21 protein-coding genes and 2 tRNA genes are annotated in these 21,550 nt (G+C 65.7%); 9 read left to right on the top strand and 14 right to left on the bottom strand.

The features are described 5' to 3' along the window. Position 1: 1 nt before the first annotated feature. Both ACFOMH_RS07585 and ACFOMH_RS07590 read right to left on the bottom strand, forming a co-directional pair. A complete protein-coding gene (locus ACFOMH_RS07585) occupies positions 2 to 1,165 on the bottom strand; it encodes a phosphoribosyltransferase-like protein (protein ID WP_377743664.1) in 1,164 nt (387 codons plus the stop codon). A 530-nt stretch (positions 1,166 to 1,695) separates the two neighbouring features. Continuing rightward, positions 1,696 to 2,268 carry a helix-turn-helix domain-containing protein gene (locus ACFOMH_RS07590; RefSeq protein WP_377743666.1) on the bottom strand — a complete coding sequence of 191 codons (573 nt, stop codon included), beginning with the start codon at positions 2,266 to 2,268 and terminating at the stop codon, positions 1,696 to 1,698. A 355-nt stretch (positions 2,269 to 2,623) separates the two neighbouring features. Between ACFOMH_RS07590 and ACFOMH_RS07595 the strand changes: the two genes are divergently transcribed. After that, a complete protein-coding gene (locus ACFOMH_RS07595) occupies positions 2,624 to 3,622 on the top strand; it encodes a site-specific integrase (RefSeq protein WP_377743667.1) in 999 nt (332 codons plus the stop codon). Positions 3,623 to 3,703: 81 nt separating this feature from the next. Here ACFOMH_RS07595 and ACFOMH_RS07600 read toward each other — a convergent pair. The 4 genes from ACFOMH_RS07600 to trpA form a co-directional block, all read right to left on the bottom strand. After that, positions 3,704 to 3,777 (bottom strand) — tRNA-Cys (locus ACFOMH_RS07600). 153 nt (positions 3,778 to 3,930) lie between these two features. Beyond that, positions 3,931 to 5,457, bottom strand: a complete 1,527-nt coding sequence (locus ACFOMH_RS07605; RefSeq protein WP_377743669.1) for a VOC family protein — start codon at positions 5,455 to 5,457, stop codon at positions 3,931 to 3,933. A gap of 11 nt (positions 5,458 to 5,468) precedes the next feature. Next, on the bottom strand, positions 5,469 to 6,086 hold the full coding sequence (locus tag ACFOMH_RS07610; protein WP_374427182.1) for a glutathione S-transferase family protein: 618 nt from the start codon (positions 6,084 to 6,086) through the stop codon (positions 5,469 to 5,471). Positions 6,087 to 6,347: 261 nt separating this feature from the next. Beyond that, positions 6,348 to 7,145 carry a tryptophan synthase subunit alpha gene (trpA, locus tag ACFOMH_RS07615; RefSeq protein ID WP_377743672.1) on the bottom strand — a complete coding sequence of 266 codons (798 nt, stop codon included), beginning with the start codon at positions 7,143 to 7,145 and terminating at the stop codon, positions 6,348 to 6,350. A gap of 257 nt (positions 7,146 to 7,402) precedes the next feature. On the opposite strand from trpA, the gene ychF reads away from it, so the two are divergent. After that, entirely contained in the window at positions 7,403 to 8,500 is a 1,098-nt protein-coding gene (gene ychF, locus ACFOMH_RS07620; RefSeq protein ID WP_377743674.1) for a redox-regulated ATPase YchF, read from the top strand. Positions 8,501 to 8,564: 64 nt separating this feature from the next. Here the strand turns inward: ychF and ACFOMH_RS07625 are convergent, their stop codons facing one another. Further along, positions 8,565 to 9,047 (bottom strand): hypothetical protein, encoded by a 483-nt coding sequence (locus ACFOMH_RS07625; RefSeq protein ID WP_377743676.1) that lies wholly within the window; start codon positions 9,045 to 9,047, stop codon positions 8,565 to 8,567. Between the two features lie 194 nt (positions 9,048 to 9,241). After that, positions 9,242 to 9,316, bottom strand: a tRNA-Gly gene (locus tag ACFOMH_RS07630). Between the two features lie 198 nt (positions 9,317 to 9,514). On the opposite strand from ACFOMH_RS07630, the gene ACFOMH_RS07635 reads away from it, so the two are divergent. Together ACFOMH_RS07635 and ACFOMH_RS07640 are read left to right on the top strand one after the other, a co-directional pair. Beyond that, entirely contained in the window at positions 9,515 to 10,135 is a 621-nt protein-coding gene (locus tag ACFOMH_RS07635; RefSeq protein WP_377743678.1) for a DUF5671 domain-containing protein, read from the top strand. 7 nt (positions 10,136 to 10,142) lie between these two features. After that, the gene (locus ACFOMH_RS07640) at positions 10,143 to 10,571 is read left to right on the top strand and encodes a hypothetical protein (protein ID WP_377743680.1); all 429 of its coding nucleotides are present in this window, start codon (positions 10,143 to 10,145) and stop codon (positions 10,569 to 10,571) included. On the opposite strand, the gene ACFOMH_RS07645 is transcribed toward ACFOMH_RS07640, so the two are convergent. Next, positions 10,568 to 11,926: a condensation domain-containing protein gene (locus ACFOMH_RS07645; protein WP_377743682.1), complete on the bottom strand. Its 1,359-nt coding sequence runs from the start codon at positions 11,924 to 11,926 to the stop codon at positions 10,568 to 10,570. The genes ACFOMH_RS07640 and ACFOMH_RS07645 overlap by 4 nt on opposite strands. A gap of 184 nt (positions 11,927 to 12,110) precedes the next feature. On the opposite strand from ACFOMH_RS07645, the gene ACFOMH_RS07650 reads away from it, so the two are divergent. Together ACFOMH_RS07650 and ACFOMH_RS07655 are read left to right on the top strand one after the other, a co-directional pair. Continuing rightward, positions 12,111 to 13,730 (top strand): (2,3-dihydroxybenzoyl)adenylate synthase, encoded by a 1,620-nt coding sequence (locus ACFOMH_RS07650; protein WP_377743684.1) that lies wholly within the window; start codon positions 12,111 to 12,113, stop codon positions 13,728 to 13,730. Positions 13,731 to 13,749: 19 nt separating this feature from the next. Continuing rightward, entirely contained in the window at positions 13,750 to 13,998 is a 249-nt protein-coding gene (locus ACFOMH_RS07655) for a phosphopantetheine-binding protein (RefSeq protein ID WP_377743686.1), read from the top strand. Positions 13,999 to 14,016: 18 nt separating this feature from the next. On the opposite strand, the gene ACFOMH_RS07660 is transcribed toward ACFOMH_RS07655, so the two are convergent. The 3 genes from ACFOMH_RS07660 to ACFOMH_RS07670 are packed head-to-tail and all read right to left on the bottom strand — an operon-like array spanning position 14,017 to position 16,679. Then, entirely contained in the window at positions 14,017 to 14,790 is a 774-nt protein-coding gene (locus tag ACFOMH_RS07660) for an SDR family oxidoreductase (RefSeq protein WP_377743687.1), read from the bottom strand. After that, positions 14,781 to 15,440 carry an isochorismatase family protein gene (locus ACFOMH_RS07665; protein WP_377743688.1) on the bottom strand — a complete coding sequence of 220 codons (660 nt, stop codon included), beginning with the start codon at positions 15,438 to 15,440 and terminating at the stop codon, positions 14,781 to 14,783. The genes ACFOMH_RS07660 and ACFOMH_RS07665 overlap by 10 nt, the downstream gene beginning before the upstream one ends. A gap of 39 nt (positions 15,441 to 15,479) precedes the next feature. Further along, positions 15,480 to 16,679 (bottom strand): isochorismate synthase, encoded by a 1,200-nt coding sequence (locus ACFOMH_RS07670; RefSeq protein ID WP_377743689.1) that lies wholly within the window; start codon positions 16,677 to 16,679, stop codon positions 15,480 to 15,482. Between the two features lie 266 nt (positions 16,680 to 16,945). Here ACFOMH_RS07670 and ACFOMH_RS07675 point away from each other — a divergent pair, with 266 nt between their 5' ends. Both ACFOMH_RS07675 and ACFOMH_RS07680 read left to right on the top strand, forming a co-directional pair. Then, entirely contained in the window at positions 16,946 to 17,911 is a 966-nt protein-coding gene (locus ACFOMH_RS07675) for a diacylglycerol/lipid kinase family protein (protein ID WP_374427214.1), read from the top strand. Next, positions 17,908 to 18,696, top strand: coding sequence for a metallophosphoesterase family protein (locus ACFOMH_RS07680; RefSeq protein ID WP_377743690.1), 789 nt, complete (start codon positions 17,908 to 17,910; stop codon positions 18,694 to 18,696). The genes ACFOMH_RS07675 and ACFOMH_RS07680 overlap by 4 nt, the downstream gene beginning before the upstream one ends. Before the next feature lie 105 nt (positions 18,697 to 18,801). On the opposite strand, the gene ACFOMH_RS07685 is transcribed toward ACFOMH_RS07680, so the two are convergent. Then, positions 18,802 to 19,596, bottom strand: a complete 795-nt coding sequence (locus ACFOMH_RS07685; RefSeq protein ID WP_377743692.1) for a VOC family protein — start codon at positions 19,594 to 19,596, stop codon at positions 18,802 to 18,804. 325 nt (positions 19,597 to 19,921) lie between these two features. On the opposite strand from ACFOMH_RS07685, the gene ACFOMH_RS07690 reads away from it, so the two are divergent. After that, positions 19,922 to 21,010 (top strand): THUMP domain-containing class I SAM-dependent RNA methyltransferase, encoded by a 1,089-nt coding sequence (locus ACFOMH_RS07690; RefSeq protein ID WP_377743912.1) that lies wholly within the window; start codon positions 19,922 to 19,924, stop codon positions 21,008 to 21,010. A 7-nt stretch (positions 21,011 to 21,017) separates the two neighbouring features. Here ACFOMH_RS07690 and ACFOMH_RS07695 read toward each other — a convergent pair whose 3' ends face one another. Then, entirely contained in the window at positions 21,018 to 21,533 is a 516-nt protein-coding gene (locus ACFOMH_RS07695; RefSeq protein ID WP_377743913.1) for a L,D-transpeptidase family protein, read from the bottom strand. Positions 21,534 to 21,550: the final 17 nt, after the last annotated feature.

The raw sequence follows: 21,550 nt of genomic DNA on the forward strand, positions 1-21,550 counted from the left end.
CTCAGCCGTGCCTGTCGCGACGAAAGAAAAGCGGCTGCATTGCTTTTCCCAACCTGCCTTTAGTCTCCGCCCACAGGAGCGGGATGGCATTGTTCGGGGTGTTGTGCTCAAGAACAAGCGGTAGCGCGCAGTCTGCGTAGCCATATTTCATGTCGGTTTGGCCCGCCTCTCTGCAGTGCTTCTCCAGCCGCTTGAACAGGTCGTCGTCGTAATAACGGCCGCACAGATCGACGATCTGCTTGTCGGTCAGTCGCGTCAGCAGCGCGTTCCTGGTCGCTTTGTCAATCGTCGCAACCCTGATGTTGCCGGGGAGAGGCATTCCCTCGGTGATGATCGCCTTTCCGAAACTCTTGTTTGGGAGCTTCTCATTGGCCTCGGCTACGCGCTCCTCAAGGGCGTCGTGCGCCTGCCTGGTAGAGATGTAGTGATGGATATGGAGAGTGTACCCATCCGCGAGGGGGAATTCCTCGCTATGTTCCGCGAACCGCGCTTTGGCGTCTTGCACGATCTTCTCGAACTTATAGAGCTTGCCCTTCGGCTTGCCGTCGGGAAACCGAATGAATGTGGTACCAGAGGCCGTGAAATCATCGATCAGATAGACATCATCGAAGCGGGCGTCTGGGCCCAGCTCTCCCTTCAATTCTACGGCGAGACTTTTCCACTTCTCGTCGTCGACGTTCATCATCGGAATGACTTGCTCCTGCGACAGGCGGCCCGCATTGGCGCGGCGGAGCACGTCGATGCGGCTACCGTCGCTCAGACCGACGAAGAGGCAGCGTCGCAGACGTCGCTTGAAGGCTGCAGCACTGTCGGCCGACTGCCAAACTTCATACGGCTTTATACCCAGCTCAGCAGCGACTGACTGTCGAAGGTAGGGAGTGACAATTTCAGGGATGAAGGTCTCTATCACCCGTTGCATCTCGAGCGTTGAGATGTAGACCAGTCGCTCTTTGACAAAGCCATATGCGGCAGGCCGATCGGCCTTGTCGAACTGCCGCAGCCAAGAGACAAGACTCTCCAAGAAGCGGACACCGGCGCGAAAATCAGAATAGCCGTCATATTTCATGGAGGAGATGAGTTGCAGCCACCCATATTCTCTAGTGGCCACTTCATTGTCCCAATCCATCACATCCGCGACTAGGTTCAGAGCGAGCGTGTTGATCATCTTGGGCGCGGATTCTCCGGAAAAGTGGCTGGGCTACTCAAAATAGGGGCAGCGCCCGGCGGGGCGGCTGAGGTTGCGTAAGGTATAGATGGTCCGATGGGACATGCCAACACATTCGGACCGAAGCATGATCTTATTTACATATCCACATGGTGATGCGGTTTGATGCGATTGGACTTTTGGGATGCGACGAGACTGGAACGGCATGTTCGATACAGATATGTCTCTACCAAGGGTTCCATTCCGAACCTCGACTTATCATACACTTCCCTAACGTCCTTCTTTCTTGTGCCTGGCTTCGTCGCGTGTAATGCGAGTACAAGATAGTGTCGCGCCGCACGGGCGCATGATCGCTTTGCGCCAATCACGGGACCCGGGTTGGGCAATCGCCGTGGTTCGCGCGGTTGAGCGCTTTCCAAGCTTCTGAGGCCGCACCGCCGTCAGGCAGCTCTCCTAGGTTCGCTGCGACTGCCGTGCAGCAGTGCCGTCAGGCGGCTTTCCGCCCTTTTCGCCCTTCTAGGCCCCTGCACCTACTGCTCGCCGAAATCATCCTCTGGCTTGAACAGCTGACTATGACAGGCGAGTAAATCACCTCCGTCAATCTTCTCGCCCATGATGGCAGAGCGCATATATAGCGCCGTCAGTGCATGCTGCTCTTCGGCTTCGAGCTGCGGGAAGGTTTTGGCAACCTCATCAGCAACTTCCAGAGTCTGTTTCGTCAGTGCCTCGCGCCATTCACGGCTTGGCTCGCGCGGCGAGGCGGTGAACAACTGGTGCAGGTCTATGTCGAACTGGACGTAGAGGTCGGCAAGGATGTCGCTTGATATAGGGCGTTCACCGCGCTCGTACATCTGTAAACTGCGCAGTGAGAGGCCTAGCCGCTGCGCCATTTCCGTCTGGGTAAGGTCGAGGCGCAGCCTGAGTGCCTTAAAATTCTCAGCAACTTTGACTTCTGCCCGGCGTCGGTCGAGATCGACTGCTCTGACTTCGGCCCAGTAGTGATCGTCATCCGCACCATCAAGATCTGCCCAAGTCGACTCGTCTAGCTCGGACTGTCCAGGCAGCCTGCGGTGCTTTCTGAAGCTGAACGACGTGTCGGTCATGCTCGGGCTCCGGCAGATTGAGTGCACCATAATGCACATAAGTATTGACTCTGCAAGTAGCGTGATGTGAAGTTTAATGAGCACCATCATGCTCCTTATGTTGCGGAAACGCTGGCTGGTGCTCGATCTTCGTGATAAGACCTGGGAAATCGATGTCGCGCATACCGCCCTTACTCGCCACAGAGGCGACGGCTGCAAAGCTCCTCGACATGAGGTCGAGTGAGTTCCGCAGGTTGGTTGATCAGGGGCATCTTCCCAGGGGGCGCGAGATTGCGCCAGGGCTTGTGCGCTGGCCCGTCGATGAGCTGGTAAGGATTGCGACAGGTGCAGCCGCCGATGGAATGGGAGATGTACAATGGTAACCAAGAAATACATCTGGCGGCACCCCGAGGGCCGTATCTATGTCCGCCTCAAGGGCAAGCTGCACCGCATCACCGCAGCCGAGGGCACACCTGATTTCGACCGCCAGTATTGGAAAATTCTGACCGGCAAGCGGATGCAGGCGAAAACCTCATGGGCGGCGCTCATGGATGATTACCGCAAGTCGGACCGCTGGACCGGCCTCAAGCCGCGCACACGGCGGGACTATGATAAAGTCATGGACTATCTACGCGACAAGATCGGCACCCGCGATGTAGAGGCGCTGACGCGGGCCGATGTGATCGGGGCGCAGAAAGCGAACGCGCACCGCACACGCTTTGCGAACTACATCCCCCAGATGCTGGTTGTTCTGTGCGAGCATGCCATTGATCTCGGCTGGATCAAGAGCAACCCGGCGAAAGGCGTCCGGGCGCTCAAGACTCCGACCGAGCGGAAGCGTGAACACCTGCCTTGGCCGGATTGGGCGGTGGATAAGTTCAGGGCCGAGGCCGGTGAGTTTTGCTGCCTGATCTTCGAGATTGGCGTGGGCAGCGTCCAGCGCCCCGGCGATTGGGTTGCCTTCCGCTGGGGTGATTATGACGGTGATTCCCTGACCCTGCGCCAGAACAAGACCGACAAGCCGCTGGTTCTGCCCTGCACCGAACGGCTCAAGGCCGCGTTAGACCACACAAGGGCGGCACTGGGCGCGGTCCCTATCGCTGCCCGGCCGATCCTTGGCAAGCGGGACGGCAACCCGATTAGCTACCGCTATATGGCTGATCTGATGCTGAAAGAGCGCAAGCGGCTGGGGCTGGAAGCCTATGACCTTCACGCGCTACGCTATCGCGGGGTGAAGGAATTGGCATGGGCCGGATGCGATGACGACGAGATCGCCGCCTATTCCGGCCATGCCACCAAAGAGATGATCGCGAAGTACGCGGGCGAGGCTCGGCAAGAAATGCGGGCGCGCCAAGCACGGGAGAAAAGGCAATGAACAGAACAGGCACAGAACAGCAACGTGATACCCTAGGCGATACCCAAGGGCCGGTCATATCTGCTAAGTCATTGAAAGCTTTGGAGGCGGGTACCGGAATCGAACCGGTCTTCACGGATTTGCAATCCGCTGCGTAACCTCTCCGCCAACCCGCCGTTGCCGTCGCAGTGGCCGGGATTTAGCTTGTTCCGGCGTCAGGTGCAAGATCGCGTTTGGCGCGTGATGCGAAGGGCGGGCCGAAATAATGGTCCGCCCCCGTTTATCTTCATGCGCCGCTTTCCATCGCCGCCGGGTCACTGCCGCGCGGGTCAGGCAAGCCAGGCCCGGGCCGCTTCGATATCCTGCTGGGAAAGCTCGTGCCCGGCATTCAGCATGTCGCTTTCCAGATCGGCGCCGCCCGCGCGCAGCGCGTTTTCCAGCGCCGGCGCCATGCGGCCAAAGGGGTCGCGGGCACCGTTCAGCATCAGCACCGGGCGTCCGGCCAGCGCGTCGGGCGAAAGCGCGGGCGGATCGCTCAGCACCTGGATGCCGCGCAGCAGGATCGCCCGCCCGGCACCTTGCGGATGCAATTGCAGGACCGCGCCGATCAGGTTCGCGCCGTTCGAATACCCCAACAGCGTCAGCCGGTCGCGATCCAGCCCATAGGCGCGGGTGGCGTCGTCCAGAAATGCGGCAAAGGCCTCGGCCTCGGCGCGGATGTCGTCCTGATCATAGGTGACGGCATCAAAGCGGCGGAACCAGCGGTTGATCCCTTCCTCGGTCGAACGGCCGCGCACCCCCAGAAGGGTCGCCCGCGGCGCAAGCCCATGGGCCAGCGGCATCAGGTCGGCCTCATTGCCGCCGGTGCCATGCAGCAGCACGATGGTGCTGCCATCCGGGTCCTCGGGACGGTGAAAGCGGTGAACGAAATGCAAATCACGCATGGGCGTCCTTTCCTCGCCCGGCATGGCGAACTGCGGCAGGATCACGCGCAGATCGTCGGCGCGGGCAGCGTCATGGGGCGGGACAAACAGGGTCTCGCCCAGATGTTCGGCCGCCTCGTCCACGGTGAAACCGGGGGCGTCGGTGGCGTATTCCAACAGGATGCCGGCCGGCTCGCGGACGTAAAGCGACATGAAATATTTCCGGTCATGCACATTCGTCGCGTCGGTCGTGTATTTGAGCGCCAGCCGCATCTTGCGAACCGAGTCCACATCGGGGGCACGAAAGGCCACATGGTCCAGGATGCCGGTCCCCGGAATGCCGGGGAAAAACCCGGTCGCATCGCGGATGTCGATCACATCCGTGTCCGAGACCATGCGCTGAACCGTGCCGGCGGTCCCCGCGTCATTATAACCGAACTGGCGGATAAAATCCCGCGTTCCGGCGGGGTTTTCCGTAAACAGCGTTACCCCGCGCAGCCGCGTCGGCGCGATCGGATCGGGCAGGGGCGCGGCCGCGGGCAGATCGGCGCCGACCAGCTTGATGATCACGCCATCGGGATCCTTCAGCCGCAGCACGGTTTCGCCGAACTCGCGCGAGGGGCCCTCGACGGGGATGCGGGCGGTCATGGCCCGGGTCAGCCAGTCGCCGATGCTGTCGGGCGGCACCGCCAGCGCGATTTCCGCCACCTGTCCATGGCCGACGCGGCCGGGCGCGCCATCCTCCCACACAAGGAAGGTGACGATCGAGCCGGGCGAGCCAAGCGCGTCGCCATAAAACAGGTGCAATTGCTCGGCATCCTCATACCCGCCCGTACGCTTGACCAGCCGAAGGCCCAGAAAGCCCGCATAGAAATCGACATTGGCCTGTACCCGGCGGGTGATGCCGGTGACGTGATGGATGCCGGTGGACATCGCGATGCTCCTTATTTGCCCGATTCGCGGGCCAGAACGCGTTTGACGGCCGGATCTTCGGCCAGACGGTCGTGAAGGGCCTGAACATTGGGCCAGCCGCCGATCCCTTCGGGCAGCAATTTGCGCGCCCAGCGAAGCATCGGAAAGGCATAGGCGTCGATGACCGAACGCTTGCCCAGAACCCAGTCCTTGCCCGCCAGATGATCGTTCAACAGCCCGAGCTGCCGGCGCACCAGCTTGCGGCCGGCCTCTTGCACCGCCTCAAGCTCGGCCTTTTCGCCGCTGGTCGTATAGCGCGACGGCGAGAAGACCGGGTAAAAGCTGGGATGCAGGTCGCCGGTGAAAAAGCTGGACCAGCGGTCCAGTTCCGCCGCGCCACGGGCATCGGTATCGCCGGCCAGATCGGCATCGGGATGCTTGTGGGCCAGATAATGCAGGATGGCGCCCGCCTGGGTCAGGATCCAGCCGTCATCCTCGATCAGCGCGGGCACCGCGCCCGAAGGGTTGATCGCGCGCAGCTCGGCCGAGCCGAATTCGACCGATTGCGCCTCATAGGGGGCGCCGATCCATTCCAGCACGATATGGGGCGCAAGCGAGCAGGCGCCGACGTGATAGAGCAGCTTGGGCATGATCATTCTCCTTCGGTGATGTGGTGAACTTAGTGCAATGCGCTGTCAGAGCCAGTGTAAAGGCGCAAAACGCCGCGTTGCCCGCAATCGAACGAAAGGGCGGTGCGGGCAAACGGATGCCGGGGGCGGAACGAGGGGGCGCGGAACAAGGGACCGCGCGGACCGGGCGCATGGGCGCCCCGTCCCGAAAGACGGATCCGGGATGCGAGGTCAGAGGTCCGGGGCCGGAATTGGCGGACCCGGATCCCCGGGTCCGGGCGCTCAGGCGCTATGCGCGCCCTTGGCCAGCCGGGCGACGAAATCCAGCACCTCGCCGGTCGAGCGCCCCTCGCCGATCAGCTTGACGATGGCGCTGCCCACGACACAGCCATCGGCGACGCCGGCCACGGCCTCGGCGGCCTCGGGGGTCGAGATGCCAAAGCCCACCACCACCGGCAGGCCGGCGGCCGCGCGGATGCGCGCAACCTCGGGGGCGACCTCGGCGGCATTGGCGGCGGGGCCGCCGGTGATGCCGGTCACGCTGACATAATAGACGAAACCGCTGGTATTTCTGACCACGGTCGGCAGGCGGCGGTCATCGGTCGTGGGGGTCGCCAGCCGGATGAAATTGATGCCGGCGCGCTGCGCGGGCAGGCAGAGTTCGCTATCCTCTTCGGGCGGAAGATCGACGACGATCAGCCCGTCGACGCCGGCCTCGACCGCCTCGGCCAGAAAGCGATCGACGCCGCCCTGACGCGCATAGATCGGGTTGTAATACCCCATCAGCACGATCGGCGTCTTGTCGTCATCCTTGCGAAAGGCGCGCACCATGTCCAGCACGCGGGTCACGCTGCCGCCGGCGGCGAGCGCGCGCTGGCCGGCGGCCTGAATGGTCGGGCCATCGGCCATCGGATCGGTGAAGGGCATGCCAAGTTCGATGATATCCACGCCCGCGCCCGGCAGGCCGCGCATGATCTCAAGCGAGCGGTCGAAATCCGGGTCGCAGCCCATCATATAGGCGACAAAGGCCTTGCGCTTTGCCTCGGCAAGGGCGGCAAAAGTGGTTTCGATCCGAGTCATGCGTCACCTCCGGGCAGATCCATGACGGTCTAGCCGGAAAGCGCGGGGCTGCGCAATTGCCCAGACGCCGTGCCGGCGCGGGCGGATCGCGCGAGGCGGGGCGCAGCCGGGCTGTAAGTCAGGTCATCGGACAGGGTTGTCGGGCATCGGTCCCGGGCGGCGATCACGCCTGCCTTGGCCGGATGGCTTGCGCCGGGGCCGGGCGATGCTTATTAGCGGCGCATTCATCATTTGTCCGAAAACGCGGGGAGCGGATCATGGGCTTTCGCATGGGAATCGTCGGGCTGCCGAATGTCGGCAAGTCGACCTTGTTCAACGCGCTGACGAAAACTGCCGCCGCGCAGGCCGCGAATTTCCCGTTCTGCACCATCGAGCCGAATGTGGGCGAGGTGGCGGTGCCCGATCCGCGTCTGGACAAGCTGGCCGAAATCGCCGGCAGCAAACAGATCATCCCGACCCGCATCACCTTTGTCGACATCGCCGGTCTGGTCAAAGGCGCCAGCAGGGGCGAGGGCCTGGGCAACCAGTTTCTGGCCAATATCCGCGAAGTTGACGCCATCGCCCATGTCCTGCGCTGTTTCGAGGATGGCGACGTCACCCATGTCGAGGGTCGCGTCGATCCCATCGCGGATGCCGAAACCATCGAGACCGAGCTGATGATCGCCGATCTGGAATCGGTCGAGCGCCGTCTGGCCAATATCCAGCGCAAGCTGAAGGGCGGCGACAAGGAAGCGGTGGCGCAGGAGCGCCTGTTGAAGGCCGCGCAGACCGCGCTGGAATCCGGCAAGCCCGCGCGCACCGTTCAGGTCGCCGAGGATGAGCGCAAGGCATGGGACATGCTGCAATTGCTGACCGCAAAGCCCGTGCTCTTTGTCTGCAACGTCGAAGAGGACAAGGCCGCCACCGGCAACAGCCAGTCCGACCGCGTGGCCGAAATGGCCGCGGCGCAGGGCGCCGGACAGGTCGTCATCTCGGCCAAGATCGAGGAAGAGATCAGCCAGCTTCCCGCCGACGAGGCCACCATGTTCCTTGAGGAAATGGGCCTGCACGAGGCGGGTCTGGATCGGCTGATCCGCGAGGGGTACAAACTGCTGGGCCTCGACACCTATTTCACCGTCGGCCCGAAAGAGGCCCGCGCCTGGACCATCCATCACGGCACGCTGGCGCCGCAGGCGGCGGGCGTCATCCATGGCGACTTTGAGCGCGGCTTCATCCGCGCCGAGACCGTCGCCTATGACGATTACGTCACCTATAAGGGCGAGGCCGGCGCGCGCGAGGCCGGCAAGTTCCGCGTCGAGGGCAAGACCTATCAGGTCAAGGACGGCGACGTGCTGCATTTCCTGTTCAACGCCTGATCGGCGGTACGGGAAAACCACGCGGAAAAACGACAAGGGCGGGAATTTCCCGCCCTTTTTCATCTCAGTTCGAGAAGGCGTCGATCAGGTTGATCACCGCCAGGATCTTGCGGGTGTTGCTGTCCACCCGATAGATGCGGTCGTCGTCGCGATAGTAATCCCAGTTGTCGCGCCGCTCCAGCCGATAGCGGTCATAGTCGCGGACCCGGTAGTAATCGCCATAAAGCACATCGCCCCGGCGATAATGTTTCCTGGCATGGCCGGGCGGCTGGCAACCGTTGTGTTTCTTGGCCAGTCCGGGCGGGCAGCCCTGAACATAGACGCGATCCCAGTCCCGGTCCCAATCCCTGTCGTCGTCGCGGTCGCGGCGCGATTCGCGGCGGCGTTCCCGGTGTTCGGCGTGATGTTTGCCGCGACCTTCCTTGGCGTGGTGTTCCTTGCGGGGGCGCTTGTCACGGTCATGGCCGCGCCCCTGATCGGCAAGGGCCGGCATGGCGATGCTGGTGGCGATCGCAAGAACGATGGCGGCCCTGACAGAGCGTTGCATGGCAGAATCTCCAGATTCGATATGAACTGCGGGATAACGCCGAAGCCGGCAATGGGGTAGCAACCCTTGTCGAGGGGCGGCGGTTTCATGCCGATCCGGCATCGCGCGGGGATGGGAACGCGGATGCGGATCCCCGGAAAAGCCGAAAGCGGCCCGAAGGCCGCTTTTTGTCTGTCCCGATCGGGAAGATTTTTTGGAGCGGGCGATGAGATTCGAACTCACGACCCTAACCTTGGCAAGGTTATGCTCTACCCCTGAGCTACGCCCGCACTCCGTCCCGGTGCCTCTCGGCCTCCGGTGACGGGTCATTTATGGGACGATGCGGGGGGGCGCAAGCGGAAAATGCGGGGCGTGGGGAAAATTTTTACCTTTGGCGTTTAAGGCCGGTGAAAGGGGTCCGGGGGCGGGCCATCGCTTGACCTTGGTGCGGCGGCGGCGGATTCTGCGCGCGCAAATAAGGGGGTGCCATGAAACCGGCCGACCAGCTTTCGGAATTCGTCCGCGATGCGATGGCGCAGGGCGGCGATCATGACCGGATCGCGCAGGCGCTGCGCGATGCGGGATGGTCCGCGCCCGAAATCGCCGAGGCGCTGCATGGCTGGCAGGCGGCGCCCGGCCTGCCGCCGGTGCCGCGCCCGCGCCCCTATGCCTCGGCGACCGAAGCCTTGCTTTACGGGCTTTTGTTCCTGTCTCTGGGCACCGTGGCCTGGAACATCACCGATCTGGGGATGGAGCTGCTGGACCGGCTGATTCCCGACCCCGCGGATGGGCGCTGGACCGCCGGAAGCGGGGGCGTGCGCTGGTCGATTGCCGCGCTGATCGTGTTCACGCCACTGTTTTTGTATCTCAGCCGCAAGGTCGCGACCATGGCACAGGGCGATGCCGGGCGGCGGCGGTCGCTGGTGCGCAAATGGTTTGCGTCGATCACCCTTATGGTGGCGGTTCTGGTGTTTCTGGGCGACGGGATCTATGTGGTCTATGCCCTGCTCAGCGGAGAGTTGACGGCGCGCTTTGCCGCCAAGGCGGTGCTTGTCGCCGCCATCGCGGCGCTGGTTCTGGCCTATTACCGGGACGAGTTGAATGATTAGGGGCGCCATGACCAAAGGATGGGCCGCCATCGCGCTTGCGGTCATCGCCGCCATCGTCATCGGTGCGGGGCTGGTTCTGACCGGCGGCCCGGCCGAGGCCCGCAAGGAGCGGCGCGACCGCGAACGCGACAACGATCTGACCGCGCTGACCGAGCTGGTCGATTGCCTTGCCCGCACGAATCGGGGTCAGCTGCCCGACCGGCTGGCACCGACATCGCAATGCGACTGGCAGGGGAGCCTGGTCGACCCCTTTACCGGCGAGCCCTATCGCTATGACCGCGCCGGGCCGCGCAACTATCGGCTTTGCGCCGGGTTCGAAACCCCGCCGCCCGATACTGTCGGCCTGTGGGGCCGCGACGGCGAGGGCTGTATCAGCCGCATGCTGGTCGCGCAGCCGCAATATGGGTCCGAGGCGACGATCCCCTATCGGAATTAGCGCCCCAGACCCGGCAATGCCTCGACCGGCCGTGTCGCCGCATCGGCGGCCAGCGCGGCCCTCAGGAATTCGGGCAGGCTGTCGGCCAGCGCGGCAAACCCGGCCGCCGGGGTCAGGGCGGGATCGGCCTCGGTCAAGAGCGTTAGGTCCCGCGCCTCGCCATCGCCGCGAATGGTGATGTTGAAACCATCGCCGGGGCCATTCGACAGCACATGCCGGGTCATCTCGCAGCCCGTGAAATGCGCCGCGTCAAAGGGCAGCACATTGATCAGCGGGGAAAAGAAAAAGCGCCCGCCCGATGGGACCCCATAATCCTGGGCGATCTGTTCGATCCGATAGCGGCCGTGGCGGCGCAGCTTGCGCAGCGCGGTGGAAAGCCGGGTCAGGACCGCGCCAAGCCCCTCATCCGGGGAAAGATCCACGCCCAGCGGCAGGATGTTCACCACCAGCGCCGGGACCGTGATGCTGACACTGCCCATCCGGCTCATATATGGCAACCAGAGGGTGGCGGCGATCCGCCCCTGTGGATCGGTGCGGCGCGCGGCCGCCGGGCCCGTCACCCGCAACGCCACCCAGATCGCGCAAAGCACGGTCAGCAGATCGGGCCAGCCCATGCCAAGCGCCGTGGCCCGCGCCATCAGCGCCGCGCGCAGCGGCGACAGGTCGTGTTCGGCGAAAAGCGCCTCGGTCGGATAGTTCTCGGATCCCTTGCGCAGGATCCGGGGCGGCGGCGCATGGGCGAGGATCTGTGCCCAGTGACCGCCATCGGCCGCATGGCGCGGGCCGGCGCGGTAATCGGTTTCCTCGTTCAGGTAATCGCCGAACGCGCCCAGACGCGGCCCCGCATCGCCGCCGGTCAGTCGGGCGGCGTAATGGGCGGCGCAGCGGCGCTCGATCAGGCCCATGCCATAGCCGTCCACGGCGATATGATGGCCGCGATTGAGCCAGATGTGATGGTCCTCGGCCAGCCGGATCAGCCATTGCGCAAAGATCGGCTGCGTCAACAGATCCAGCCGCGCCTCCATGTCCGCCTGCATCAGCGCGAAGGCGTGATCCCGGCCATCCGCCCGCCCGCAAAGGTCGATCCGCCGCAATGCGGGCGCCCGGGCTGGGTCGATGCGCTGGCGCGGCTGCCCATCGGGATCGACCGCAAGCCCAAGGGCCATGACATCGGTTTCCGCGATGGTCTCGGCGATCGCGCCGGCCAGCGCGCCGGTATCGCAGGGGCCGCGCAATTCGATCGCATGCGCCACGGTCGAAACCGGGGTGTCGGGATGCAGGCGAAACTCTTCCCAGAAATCCAGCTGGGCCAGCGTCAGCGGCAGCCAATGCGTATCAGGGCTTTGATCAGACATGAAAATCCTGTCCCTCGTGGCGGGGCTTGGGGGTCGTGAACGGGTCGGCTGGCTGATCCGGGGCCGCTGGGACGCCCTTGGCTTGCGCCGCGTGAGAAAGCCCGGTACAGATACCTGACAATTTAACTTGGTCAAGATGCCCGTCAGGGCCGGACCGCAGAAATCTTGAGCAGCAGGCCTTCCCATGATCGAATTCAGCCCATGGCCACCGGAATTTGCCGACCGTTACCGCGCGGCCGGATATTGGATCGACCAGCCCCTGACCCGCATCCTTGAAACGCAGCTGGTCGTCGACCCGACGGCCGAGGCGCTGATCTGTGGTGACCGCCGTTTCAGCTATGCCGATCTGGACCGGCTGTCGCGCAACCTGGCCGCGCGGCTGGCGCAGGCCGGGCTGGGGCGGGGGGACGCGGCGCTGGTTCAGCTGCCCAATGTGGCCGAGTTCTATATCGTCTTTTTCGCCCTGTTGCGGATCGGGGTCGCGCCGGTCAATGCGCTGTTCAGCCATCGCCGACTGGAACTGTCGTCCTATGCCGCGCAGGTCGCGCCGCGTGTCGTCATCGCCAGCCGCGCGCATGAGCTGTTTCGCGACGACGCCTTTGCCGATGAGCTGCGCGCGGGCGGGGTCGAACATCTGCTCTTTCTGGGCGAGGATGCGCCGGCGCATAGTCTGGCGCATTGGCTGGAACCGGGATGCGATCTGCCGCAAGATGCCGGCCCGACCCCGGCCGATCAGGTCGCCTTTTTCCAGCTTTCGGGCGGCAGCACCGGCACGCCCAAGCTGATCCCGCGCACCCATAACGACTATGATTATTCGATCCGCGCCAGCGTCGCGATCTGTGGCGTGACGGCGGCGACGCGGTTTCTATGCGCGCTGCCTGCGGGGCATAATTTCACCATGAGCTCGCCGGGCGTGCTGGGGGTGTTTCATGCCGGCGGCACCGTCGTCATGGCGCCAAGCCCCGAGCCGCTGACCTGTTTCGGGCTGATCGCGCGCGAAGGCGTGACCATGGCGCCGCTGGTGCCGCCCGCCGTCGCGCTGTGGCTGCGCGCGGTCGAGGACGATCCCGCCCGCCGTGCGCAACTGATCACGCTTGAGACGATGCTGGTCGGCGGCGCCAATTTCGCCGAGGCGACGGCGCGGCGCGTCCCCGAGCTTTTGGATTGCCGGCTGCAACAGGTCTTTGGCATGGCCGAGGGGCTGGTCAATTACACCCGCCGCGACGATCCGCCCGGGATCGTCTTTGCCACGCAGGGCCGCCCGATCAGCCCCGATGACGAAATTCGTGTGCTGGACGGCGATGGCCGGCCTGTTCCCGATGGCACGCCCGGGGCGCTGGCGACGCGCGGCCCCTATACCTTCCGCGGCTATTATCGCAGCCCCGAACACAATGCCGAAGCCTTTGACAGCGAGGGATTTTATCATTCGGGCGATGTCGTGGTGCGCCAGAACGGCTATCTGCGCGTCGTCGGCCGTATCAAGGACCAGATCAATCGCGGGGGTGAAAAGATCGCCGCCGAGGAAATCGAGAACCTGTTGCTGCGCCATTCCGACATCACGCATGCCGCGCTGGTTTCCGTGCCCGATGCGCATCTGGGCGAAAAAAGCTGTGCCTTTCTGGTGCTGCGGCACGGTGCCGAACGGCTGAGCCCGCCCGCCCTGCGCCGGCATCTGCTGGATCTGGGCGTGGCCGAATACAAGCTGCCCGACCGGTTCCGCTTTGCCGATGCGCTGCCGCTGACGGCGGTGGGCAAGATCGACAAGCGCAGCCTGCGCGACAGCCTGGCTGCGGTGAATGCCTGAGCCGCGAATGCATGAAAGGATGACCATGGACATCGCCCAGAAAGCCCGGATCGACCGCGACTGGCTGACCGCCCGCGCCCAACAGCTGATCGAGGACGATTGCGACATCGACCCGGCCGAAAACCTTGTCCTTTACGGGCTGGATTCCATCGCCGTGATGACGTTTTCGGCCGAGCTGAAGCAAATGGGCGTCGAGGCCAGTTTCGAGGAACTGGCGCGCGAGCCTTCGCTTGAGAATTGGTGGGCGCTGATCTCGTCCCGGCTTTAGGCCGGGACGTCGGCCCCCTCAGGCGCGCAGGGTCGCGCCGCCATCGACGAACAGGTCGGCCATGGTGACATGGCCTGCCTGATCCGACAAAAGAAACATCACCGCATCGGCGATGTCCTGTGGCGTCGCCAGCTTTTTCAACGGGATGCCGGTGCGGAAATGATCAAGGCTGCCTTCGATCACCGCGCGTTCGCCGGCCCCGCCATCATCGGCCCACATGCCCGTCTGCATCGGCGTCAGGGTCGATCCGGGCGCGACCACGTTGCAGCGCACGCCCCGCGCCGCCAGTTCCAGCCCCAGACAGCGGATCAGCATGGTCACCGCCGCCTTGGACGCCGCATAGGCGCCCATGTTCATGCGCGGCACATTGGCGGCATTCGAGCTTACCGCGACGATCGCGCCGGCACCGTGCCGCGCCATCGCGCGCCCCATGGCGCGGGTCACGTTGAACGTGCCGGTGGTGTTGATCTCGATCACGCGCGCCCAGTCCTCGGCCGCCATGTCCAGAAGCGGCGCCATGGCCAGCACGCCGGCCGCATGAACGCCCAGGGCCAGCGGGCCGTGGCTGGCCTCGATCCCGGCGATCAGCGCCTCGGCCCCCGCCGCGTCGCGCACGTCCAGCGGCCGGGTGATCACGCCATCGGGCGGCGGGTCGGCGGCCAGCGCCGCCTCGGTATCGGTCGCGACGACGCGCGCGCCCGCGTCCCGCAGGCTGCGGGTGATGGCCCGGCCGATGCCGCCGGCCGCGCCGGTGACAAGCGCGATTTTCCCTTCAAATCCGCTCAGGCGCATGCCGTCATCCCCCCGGGCGCCACGGCCGCCAGGGCCTGATCCGTGCTCAGCGCCACACCGCAGGTCGCGGCGATCCACGCCATGGCCATGTCATGCTTGTCGCGCGAAAAATCGGCCTGTGCGTCGGCGACGGCAAAGGTCTCGATATCGCGCTGAAAGGCCTCGACGGCGGTGGCGAGACAGCCGATATGGGCATAAATCCCACAGATCATCAGCTGGTCGCGCCCCCGCGCCCGCATCAGCGTTTCCAGATTGGACCGCTGAAACGCGCTGTAGCGGTGCTTGACCAGCACGATATCGCCCGCCGCCGGGGCCAGTTCGGGCAGGATCTCTTCGTGCTCGGGGGTGGCGCTCATGCCGGGGCCCCACAGATCCGCCTGAAGCCCACGATCCGGGCGGAACTGGTCGCCCTTTTGCGCGGTGTAAAAGACCGGCACCCCGGCCGCGCGCGCGCCCAGGATCAGCCGCGCCATATTCGCCGTGGCCGGGGCCAGCGGCGCGTCATCTTGCGCAAAGGGGCGACAGAAATAGCGCTGCATGTCATGGACCAACAGCGCCAGCCGGTCGCGTTCGGGACGCCACGGCCCGCGCGGTTCCGGCAATTCGGTGGCGGCAGGCAGGTCATAGGGGGCGATGCGGGGCAAGGCCATCAGGTCGTTTCTCCGTCAATGTTCAAACGTCGCCGGTGTTCAGGCATCACCGGTCAGGCCAGCCAGCCCCGCATCCGCCGGCAGGCCAAGCGCGGCCAGCAGGGCGCCGAATTTCGCGCCGGTCTCGGCCGCCTCGGCCATCGGATCCGAGCCGGGGACGATCCCCGCCCCGGCATAAAGCCGCGCGCTGGTGCCGCTGATCTCGGCGCAGCGGATGGCGACATACCAAGCACCATCGCCGCGCGCATCGCACCAGCCGACCGCGCCCGCATAGAAATCCCGCGCCACCGGTTCCAGCGCGCGGATCACATCCGCCGCCCGCGCCGTCGGCACGCCGCAAACCGCCGGCGTCGGATGCAGCGCCGATGCCAACAGCACCGCAGGCATGTCCGCATCCCGCAGCCGCCCCTCGATCCGGGTGCCCAGATGCCACATGCTGCGCGTCGAGGTGACACAGGTGCCCTCGGGACAACCCAGCTTATCGCAATAGGGGGCCAGCGTGTCCAGAATCGCCTCGACCACCAGCGCATGTTCGCGGTGGTCCTTGCCCGATTGCGCCAGCGCATCGGCGGCGGCGCGGTCCAGCGCGGGATCCGCCTGTCGCCGCGCCGAACCGGCCAGCGGATGCGACAGCACCCGGCGGCCGGTCTTTTCGATCAGCAGTTCGGGCGTCGCCCCGCAAAGCACCCGGCCGGGGCCGGCATCCATCTGTGGCAAGGCCACCTGAAACGCGGTCACGCTGTCATCCGATGCCAGCCGCGTCAGCAAGGCGTCGACCGGCACCGGACTTGCGGATTCGATCAGCAGGCTGCGGGCCAGAACGACCTTTTCCAAAGCCTCTGGCGTGCCCGCCCCGGCCGCCATGATGTCAAGCGCGCGGGCCACGGCACGGGCATAGGCGCGCGCATCGGGTTCGGCCGTCAGCCGCCATCCCGCCAATTTCAGCGGCGCCACCGCCGGCTCGGGCGGCGTCGCGGCCGCCCATTCGCCCTGGCACAGCCACAGGCAATCGGCCCCGTCGCGATCGAAAGGCAGCGCCCCCCCGATCAGCGCATCGGGCGCCACGCCCGACAGGGCGTCCCCGATCCGCGCCGCCAGCGTTTCCGAGGTGCCGCGCGTCAATGCCTGCACGCGCCCCCGGCTGGCGACGCGGCCGCCGGGTCCGTCAAAGCTGAACGGTGCAGAGGTCAGGTTCGGCGCGGCCAGATGCCGGGGCGAATGGGGCAAGCGAATGTTCATGTGCGATCTCGTTGATGTCATGATTTTCGCCCCGTCAGGGGCCAGAAATCCCGGTAGCTTGCCGATCCGCCCGCGCATGCCACGACGGGCACGGGGCGGCTCGCCATGGGTCGCCTGGCTGCCGGGGCGCAACTTCTCAAAGGGGTTCAGAAAAGGCAAGTGAAAAGATCGGGTATTCCCCGAGGGCAGGTCAGCCATGCGATGCAGGATGTCGCGGAACCGTCCGGCGGCTGGTGTGTTTTCCCAGCGAACAGCCGGGGAAGCGCATGAACGATCAGACCGTGCCCGCCATCGACGAACAGGCCTTCGACCTGTCCCGCGCCCGGGTGCGCGCCATCGTGAATATGGGGTCGGGTCGCGGCGCCGGCGGCGATATCGCCGACCGGCTGGACCGGGCCCTGCGCGCGCGGGTCGCCGCGCTGGACATTCGCAGCACCGAAAAGGGCGCCGATCTGACCGGGATGGCCGAAGAGGCCGTCGCCGACGGGATCGACCTGATCATCGCGGCCGGCGGTGACGGCACCCAGGCCGCCATCGCCAGCGCCATCGCCGGCACCGATACGGCGATGGCGGTGATCCCGGGCGGAACCTTCAACTATTTCGCCCGCGATCTGGGATCGGGCGAAACCCTGGACGAGGCGCTCAGGATCTTTGACGCGCCGCGCCTGCGCCATGTCCATGTCGGCGATGTGAACGGGATGCTGTTTCTCAACAATATCAGCTTTGGCGCCTATCCCGAAATCCTCAGGCGCCGGGAAAGCATCTATCGCCGCTGGGGCCGGTCACGGGTCGCGGCCTATTGGTCGGCCGTCGTCGCCCTGTGGAGCCTGCGCCACCCCCTGACCCTGACCGTGCGTACCGATGGCCAGACGCGCAGTTTCACCACCGCGCTGGCCTTCGTGGCCAAAAGCGCCTTCCAGCTTGAAACCTTCGGCCTCGAAGGCGCCGACCGCGTGCGCGAGGGGCATCTGGCGCTGTTGGTGGCGCGGGCGCAAAGGCCCGGGCCGCTGATCCGCGCGGCGTTGCGGCTCGCCTTCGGGAAAACGGCGCGCTACTCGGATTTCGACCTGATCTGCGCCGATGACATGCACATCAAAGCCACGCCCGCGCATGAATATATCGCCCATGACGGCGAAAAGACCTGGATGGATTCCCCCTTCCATGTCCGCGTGCGCCACCATGCGCTGAAAGTTCTGGTCCCCGGAAAGCCGACCGGGCAGGATAGGGCATGACCCGTATCCTGTTGCTTTCGGACCTGCATTTCGGCTTTGAACGCACGGCCCTGATCGAACCTCTGCTGGACAGGGTCAATGCCGCGCGCGCCGATCTGGTGGTGGTCAGCGGCGATCTGACGCATCGCGGCCGCTCGGCCCAGTTCGCGGCCGCCGCTGCGTTCCTGCGCCGGATCGAGGCGCCGCTGATTGCGGTGCCCGGCAATCACGATATCCCGCTCTTCAAGCTGACCTCGCGGCTGATGCGGCCCTATCGCCGCTATCGCCGCGCCATCGCCGAACAGCTCGAGCCGGTGGGCCATGTCGGCAATATCCGCGTCCAGGGCGTGAACAGCGTCGACCCGATGGCCTGGCAACGCGGCGTGATCACCCCGGCACAGGTCGCGCGCGTGATCTCGGGGCTGGATCCCGCCTGCATCAATATCGTCGCCCTGCACCACCCGATGCAGCAACGCCCCGAGGTGGACAAGGCCCTGATGGAGAACGCCCCCGAGGCGCTGGATGCGCTGCGCACGGCCGGCGTCGATCTGGTGCTCAGCGGCCATCTTCACATCTGGTCCATCGGGGCCTTTCTCGGTCCCGACGGCGGCCCGACCCTGCAAATTCAGGCCGGCACCGCACTTTGCGCCCGCCCCGGCGACATCCAGAACGAATTCGCGATCCTCGATTTCGATGGACCGGATCTGATCGTCACGCGCCATATCGCACCCATGTCCGAACCGGGTTTCGGCCCGCCGGTCACCCTGCGCTTCACCCGCCGGACGGGCCTCTGGCACCCCGCCTGACGCGCGGCTTTCTTCTTCATCCAAATATCCCGGGGGACGCGCCGCAAGGCGCGGGGGGCAGAGCCCCCGACACCCGCGAACGCCATCCCCCGGGAAACCGCCTGCTCAGTCCTTGGCCTCGATGCGGAACCGCGTCCCCCAGGGATCGCTGAATTCCGTATCCCCCAGCGCGCGCATCCCGGCGGCATCGGCCTGAAGCACGACCTCGGCAAGACCGGTCGCATCCGCGCTGCGCCGTCCCGCGCCCCGGCTGTTCCAGATATTCCCGGCCAGATGGTGGTGATAACCGCCCGAGGCGAAAAAGCTGGCGCCAAAGACATGCGCGCTGCGATCCATATGCAGGGTATTCATATAGAATGCCTCGGCCTGTCCGACATCGCCGACCTGCAAATGGACATGGCCGATCACGCTGTCCTCGGGCGCACCGCGCCAAGGCCTGTCCCCCGCCGCCATCACCCCTTGCAGGTCCAGCCGCACGGTATCCATTTCCACCTCGGTACCGTGCCGCGTCCAGCTGTCGCGCGGCCGGTCGGCATAGACTTCGATGCCATTGCCTTCGGGGTCGCGCAGATAGACCGCCTCGCTCACCAGATGGTCGGACGCGCCGTCCAGCCGCTGCCCGGTTTCGGCGATCATCCGCAACCAGCTGCCCAGGGCCTGCCGGTCGGGCAACAGAAAGGCGGTGTGAAACAGCCCCGCCTCATTGGGGCGGAATCGCGCGGCCGGATCGCGCCGCAATTCCACAAGCGGCCGCGTGCCCGCGCCCAGAACCAGCGTTTCGCCATCGCCCGACAGCCGTGTCAAGCCGATCACATCCTGATAGAAATCCCCGACCCGCGCCAGATCCTTGACGGTCAGAACGACCCGGCCGATCTGAATGGGGGCATCGCTTGTCGCCATTTTGGCCTCCTTGATGATTGCGGGACCGACCCGCGTCCTGAACGCCAAGATATGGCGCGGGGTTATGCCTGAAAATGGCATCAATTGGGGAATACAATCCCTGCATCGGCGACAATTCTGCCGGATTGCCTTCACCGCCCGCCCGGCGCATGATGCGGGATCCCAGAAAGCCACGATGCCCATGACACCCCGGACCAGCAAACCCCGGCCCCCCTCAGGCCGGCCCCCGAAAAATCAGCCCGCCCCGAAAGCCCGGCCCGCCACCCCGCCCGGCCAGCCCGAGGCCCGGCCCGAGGCCGCGCCACTGGCCGCCGATCCCGCCCGGATGGAGCTTTTCGCCGTCGCCACTCCGGGGCTTGAGACCCCGCTGGCCGACGAGATCCGCGCCCTTGGCCACACGCCCGACATCCAGCTCGGCGGCATCGGCTTTACCGGCGGCTGGGCCGATATCTGGCGCGCCAATCTGCGGCTGCGGGGGGCCACGCGGATTCTGGCGCGCATCGGCGCCTTTCGCGCCATGCACCCGGCCCAGCTGGACAAGCGCGCGCGCCGCTTTCCCTGGGCCGACTGGCTGCGCCCGGACGTCCCGATCCGCATCGAGGCGACCAGCCGCAAATCCCGCATCTATCACGCCGGCGCCATCATCCAGCGGTTCGAAGCCGCGATCCGCGACAGCCTCGGCGCCCCGATCGCCGACGATGCGCTCGTCACCCTGAAAATCCGCATCGAGGACGATCTTTGCACGATCAGCCTCGATACATCGGGGGAATCGCTGCACAAGCGCGGCCATAAACAGGCGGTCGGCAAGGCGCCGATGCGCGAAACCATGGCCGCGATGTTCCTGCGCGAGTGCGGCTTTGACGGGCGCGAACCGGTGCTGGATCCGATGTGCGGCTCGGGCACCTTTGTCATCGAGGCGGCCGAGATCGCGGCCGGGCTGGCACCCGGACGGCTGCGCGGTTTTGCCTTTGAACAGCTGCCCGGTTTCGACCCACAGGCATGGGCGGCGCTCCGCACGGGCGCGGCAACGACCCCGCCCCTGACCTTTTACGGCCGCGACCGCGATCCAGGCGCGATCCGCATGAGCCATGAGAATGCCGAACGCGCCGGGGTCGGCGGCTGGACCGATTTCCAGGCCTGCGCCTTTGCCGATCTGACCCGCCCCGAAGGCCCGCCGGGACTGGTGATGATCAACCCGCCATATGGCGCGCGCATCGGCAACAAGGGGCCGCTTTTCGGCCTGCACGCGGCCATGGGCGAGGTGCTGCGCAGCCGTTTTCGGGGCTGGCGCGTCGGGCTTGTGACCAGCGAGCCGCAACTGGCCCGCGCCACCGGTCTGCCGTTTCGCGATCCCGGCCCCTATGTCGCCCATGGCGGGCTTAAGATCCGGCTGTTCCAGACCGGCCCGCTCTGACGCGGCCTTAATCCTTGCCGTGCCGCCGCGCCGCCTTGCGCGCCGGCCAGCGGGGCAGGGCGGGCACGATCAGCTCGGCCCCTGGTGGCAATTCGGCGGCCAGCCGGATCAGGTCGCCGCGCGCCATGGCGATGCAGCCGGCGGTCGGGAAACCCGGCCTGCGCCATTGATGCAGAAAGATCGCCGATCCGCGCCCCGGCTCGGCCTCGGGATAGTTCCAATCCGTCACCAGCACGATGTCATATAACGGATCGGCGCGGCGCAGCGCCTCGTGGCTGGGGTCAAATGGCGCGCGCACGCCGTGGTTATAGGCGGGGTGATCGGGATCGTCGCACCACAGATCGCCGGGCAGGATGGGCCGCGCCCAGCCGGCCGGGCAGGCCAGGCGGTCGGGGCGATAGAGCATGCCAACGATGCGATGCCGGCCCGCCGGGGTGGCGCCGTCACCCTCGCGCTTGTCGGTGGTGATGCCGCCGCGCCCGATGCTGCATGCGATGACCCGACGCCCCGCCCGCAGCCCCATGGGCGTCAGAACCAGCC

The organism is Paracoccus mangrovi (genome assembly GCF_042648425.1).
Lineage (GTDB): Bacteria > Pseudomonadota > Alphaproteobacteria > Rhodobacterales > Rhodobacteraceae > Paracoccus > Paracoccus mangrovi.